The sequence below is a fragment of the Rhizobacter sp. genome, from assembly GCF_046595475.1.
Classification (GTDB): Bacteria; Pseudomonadota; Gammaproteobacteria; order Burkholderiales; family Burkholderiaceae_C; genus Rhizobacter.
This window is the reverse complement of the sequence record NZ_JBKJOQ010000099.1, coordinates 1-4,456: the sequence shown is the minus strand read 5'-3', so window position 1 is coordinate 4,456 and position 4,456 is coordinate 1. Positions and strand designations below refer to the sequence as shown.

At 65.8% G+C, this 4,456-nt stretch carries 4 protein-coding genes; all 4 read right to left on the bottom strand.

What is annotated here, in order from left to right; translation table 11 throughout:
• Positions 1-489, bottom strand: a 489-nt coding sequence (locus AC30QB_RS18450; RefSeq protein ID WP_489547724.1) for an alpha/beta hydrolase domain-containing protein, incomplete at its 3' end; no start/stop codon positions are given.
• A gap of 256 nt (positions 490-745) precedes the next feature.
• The gene (locus tag AC30QB_RS18445; protein ID WP_489547723.1) at positions 746-1,243 is read right to left on the bottom strand and encodes a MarR family winged helix-turn-helix transcriptional regulator; all 498 of its coding nucleotides are present in this window, start codon (positions 1,241-1,243) and stop codon (positions 746-748) included.
• Complete coding sequence (locus tag AC30QB_RS18440) at positions 1,240-2,988, bottom strand: acyl-CoA dehydrogenase family protein (RefSeq protein ID WP_489547722.1); 1,749 nt, start codon at positions 2,986-2,988, stop codon at positions 1,240-1,242. Before AC30QB_RS18440 ends, AC30QB_RS18445 begins: the two co-directional genes overlap by 4 nt.
• 1 nt (position 2,989) lies before the next feature.
• Complete coding sequence (locus tag AC30QB_RS18435; protein ID WP_489547721.1) at positions 2,990-3,733, bottom strand: ABC transporter ATP-binding protein; 744 nt, start codon at positions 3,731-3,733, stop codon at positions 2,990-2,992.
• Positions 3,734-4,456: the final 723 nt, after the last annotated feature.

The following is a 4,456-nucleotide window of genomic DNA, read 5'->3' as shown; positions in this document are numbered from 1 at the left end:
GAACGTCTTCAGCGTCGCAATCGACACCGGCTTTGCGGTGATGCCGACCCACGCATCGCCATTGCGCGCGATCTGTCGGCCCGAGATCGCCCAGCCGAGGTTCAGGTCGAACAGGTTGGACGGGTTCAGCATCTCGACGATCACGTTGCCGCTGAAGCGGTGCCCATGCACTGGGCGGCGCACCAGCACACGCGTGGTGTAGGGCGCATCGGCCGTGCGCACCACCGCCGGGCCGGGGGCGGGCCAGTCGTAAACGTTGGCCTTGCCGCTGGCGAAGTACTCCTCTTCCACGTAGCCGTGCTTCCACAGCTGCTGCGGTTTGAGCGTGTGATCGGCGGCGCCGAAGGGGTAAGACGTGGCGGTCGCCGGCACCGGGCCGGTGATGGTGGGCAGCGCGGTCACGGCGTGAGCCATGGGCACCGCGAGAGCCGCGGTGCAGAGCGCCGCGCGCAGCAAGTTGCGCCACGCGCGCAGGGGGTGGTGTGTCATCGAGTTTGTCTCCAGTGGTGAAAACGGGCGGTCTGCCCGGGGGTCAAGTCGTGCGCGCTTGTTTGCGCTTTTGTGCACTGGCTTGGTTGTTTCCATTCCTTATTGGTCGTTTATTTTCGTTATAGATCGCACACGAACGCAGGCAATCAGGGTTTGACCTGATGACCGGTTCGGAGGATGTGGGTCTGAATTCGGCGCCTCACGGCGCCAAAAGTCGGGTCGTCACGCGGCGCTCAGGCCGCGTTCAAACCTGGGCTCAGGCGGGCGATCGCCTGCGGCCGTGCGCCACTTTCAGCAGCAGCTCCAGCAAGAGCAAACGCTCGGCAGACGACAGCACCTGCAAGGTTTCGTGCTCCATGGTGGCGCCGATTTTTTCGGCACGCTGCACCAGTTTTTCGCCTGCCGGGGTGAGCACCACGATCTGCGAGCGACGGTCTTCTGTGCTGCGCACGCGCTCGACCCAGCCGCGCTCCACCATGCGGTCTAGCGTGACAGCCAGGTTGGGTGGCGACACGTCGAGCGCCTGGCCCAGCTGCTTCTGGTTGACTTGCTCGTTCGAGGCCACCAGCACCAGAATGGAAAACTCCACCGCCTTCAGCTGCAGCGGCCCCATGTGCTGGGTGAACGACTTCTTCAGCTCGACCGACGCACGCGTGGCAGCGTAGCCCACCAAGTGTGTGAGGCGAGACTGGTCGAGTGCGCTCATGCGCGTCTTCGGTTCGGCGGTGTCGTCAGCGAGCAGCGGGGTGGTCATGCGTAAGCTGGCAGCAATTGGGGCAATGGATTCTGCCCTGCGCGTATGCGGGCGAGGCACAGGCCGGCTTCGGGCAAGACGAAGTCGAGGTAGTAGTTTGCGGTGTCGCGCTTGGCGTCGTGAAAGCCCGAGCCGCCGTGCGGGGCGGCCGCCGCTTCAGCGCGCGCCCAGCCCTGCGCCAGCAGCACCAGCCCGGCGAGGCGCAGGTAATCGTTGGCCACACGGTAGGGAAACTCGGCTTCAGCCAAAGCCTGTTGCACGATCTGCTGCGTGACCTGATGCCAGTTGCCCAGCCAGGGTTTCACGCGCGAAGCCAGCCCACTGCTGGCGGGCAGCTCGGCTTCGAGGCGGGCGAGCAAGGTGCCCAGCTTCACGCCCCCATCGGGCAGCACCTTGCGCAGCAGGAGGTCTATGGCCTGAATCTCGTTGGTGCCTTCGTAGATCAGCGAAATGCGGCTGTCGCGCACACACTGCTCGGCCCCATAGTCATGCATGTAGCCGTGGCCGCCGAACACCTGCTGCGCGGCTTGCGCGCTGGCAAAGGCGTTGTCGGTGAGAAAGGCCTTGATGACGGGCGTGAGCAGCGACACCTGGTCGTGCGCCGTCTCGCGCACTGCCGCATCGGGGTGCCGCTCGGCCACGTCGAGCAGGTGCGAGGTTTCGTACGCCAGCAGCCGGCCACCTTCGAGCAGCGCGCGCTGGCGCAGCAGGTTGTGACGCATGGCGGGGTGCAGCGCGATGGGGTCGGCGGCCTCGTTCGCGCGCTCGACCGGGCGCGCTGGCGCGCGCATCTGCGTGCGCTCCATCGCGTAACGCAGCGAGTTTTGGTAAGCGCTCTCGGCGTGGCCCACGCCCTGCAAGCCCACATGCAGCCGCGCGGCATTCATCATCGCGAACATGGCGGCCAGGCCTCGATTCGGCTCGCCGACCAGCCAGCCCGAGGCGCCCTCGAAGCTCATCACGCAGGTGGCGCTGCCCTTGATGCCCATCTTCTTTTCGATGCCATCGCAGCGCAGGGCGTTGCGCTCACCGCCGGGCAGGAATTTTGGGCAGAGAAAGAGCGAAATGCCGTTGGTGCCCAAGGGCGCATCGGCCAGGCGCGCCAGCACCATGTGCACGATGTTGTCAGTCAGGTCGTGCTCGCCGCCCGAGATGAAGATCTTGGTGCCGCGTATGCGGTGGCTGCCGTCGGGCTGCGCCTCAGCGCGCGTCTTCATAAGGCCGAGGTCGGTGCCCGCATGGGCTTCGGTGAGGCACATGGTCGAGAGCCACTCGCCGCTCACGATCTTGCCCAGGTACTGCTGTTTCAGCTCGGGCGTGGCATGCGCCATCAGGCACTCGTAAGCGCCGTGCAGCAGGCCGGGGTACATGTTCCAGGCGTGGTTGGCCGAGTTGAGCATCTCGTGCAGCACGGCGTTGAGCGAGTGCGGCAAGCCCTGCCCGCCCACGGCGGGGTCGCAGGCGAGCGCCGGCCATCCGGCGGACACGAAGGCCTGATACGCCTCGCGGTAGCCCTTGGGGGTGCTGACCTCACCGTTGCGCCAGGTGCAGCCTTCGAGGTCGCCGCTGGCGTTGAGCGGGGCGACCACGTCGGCAGCGAATTTGCCCGCCTCTTCGACGACCCGTCGCGCAGTGTCTGCATCGAGCTCGGCATGCGCCGGCAGCCCGGCCCAGTGCACCGGCAGGTTGAGCAGCTCTTCGGTGACGAAGCGAATGTCGCGCAGCGGGGGGTCGTAGTGCCACATGTCAGGTGCTTGCCTCTTCCTTCTTGCGTGCGGCACCGAGGTAGGTGTCGATGACGCGCGGGTCGTTCGCCAAATCAGCGGCCGGGCCCTCGAGCGCGATCTCACCCATTTCCAACACATAACCGTAGTCGGCCACTTCGAGCGCGGCGCGTGCGTTTTGCTCCACCAGCAAGATGGTGACGCCGGTGGCGCGCAGGTCGGCGATGGTCTTGAAGATCTCTTTCACGATCAGCGGCGCCAGGCCCAGGCTGGGCTCGTCGAGCATCAACAGCTGCGGGCGGCCCATCAGCGCGCGGCCCACGGCCAGCATCTGCCGCTCGCCACCCGAGAGCGTGCCGGCGAGTTGCCTGCGGCGCTCTTTCAGGCGCGGGAAGCGGGTGAACACCTCTTCCATCGCAGCGCTGCTGTTCTTTTGGCCCAAGCGCACCTGGCGGTAGGCGCCGAGCAGCAGGTTGTCTTCGATGGGCATGCTGGCGAAGAGAGCGCGTGTTTCGGGGACGAGGGCGATGCCTTGCATCACGCGGTCTTCGAGAGTGCGCTTGTGGATGGGGTGGCCGTCGTAATGGATGTCGCCTTTGGCGGGGAGCACGCCCATGAGTGCGTTGAGGAGGGTGGATTTGCCGGCGCCGTTGGGGCCGATGACGGTGACGACGCTGCCTTTGTCGGCCTTGAGGTTGACGCCGTGCAGGACTTCGGCTCGGCCGTAGCCGGTGTGGAGGTTTTCTACTTTCAGCAAAGTGCTCATGGGTTTGTCAGTCCTGCGGAGGCGGGAATCCAGGATGGCTGCGTATCAACAACCGCTCGGGCTGAGGTATCGAAGCCTTGTGCTGCTGGTGGCGCTGGTGCCGCTGGTGCCGCTGTCGCGTGAGGTTTCTTCTCACTGCGTGAGACCGCGTCGGGATGTGCCCCCAACAGGGCAGTCCCTTTTCTTTGCTTCGCCAAAGAAAAGGAACCAAAAGAAAGGCGACCCTCGTCGCCGGTCGCCCTAGGGGCGACTACTCTGCGGTGCTCGGTCTTTGCAGGTCGCGCCGAACTCACTTCTCTGCCTGCGGCCGCTGCGTTCAGACAACCGCGCGAAGTCAGTCTACAAAGGCGCTGCGCGCCCCTGCAAAGCCCTGCGCTCCTCGACGGCTCAGAAGGGGCCCAAGAGCAATGCGGTCGTTTGCTTCGCAAACTTTCCCTGTCCACGTCTCGCTTCGCATCGGCTTGGCTTGTCATTGCCGCGAAGGCGGGAATGGCGGAATAGGTGGAGCCGATGCGCAGCGAGGCACATCTGGTGTTCGTCCCCCCCTTCGGACGAGCTGAGCAGCGCAGGGCTTTGCGGGAGCGCGCGCAGCGCGCATCGACCTCTGACTTCGGGCAGCTGTTAGAGCGCAGCGGCCGCAGGCCGCGTAGCGAGTTCTGCCCGACCCGCAAAGCCCGAGCAGCGCAAGGCAGCCCTCGCGCAGCGTGGGCCGAGTCGGCAGGG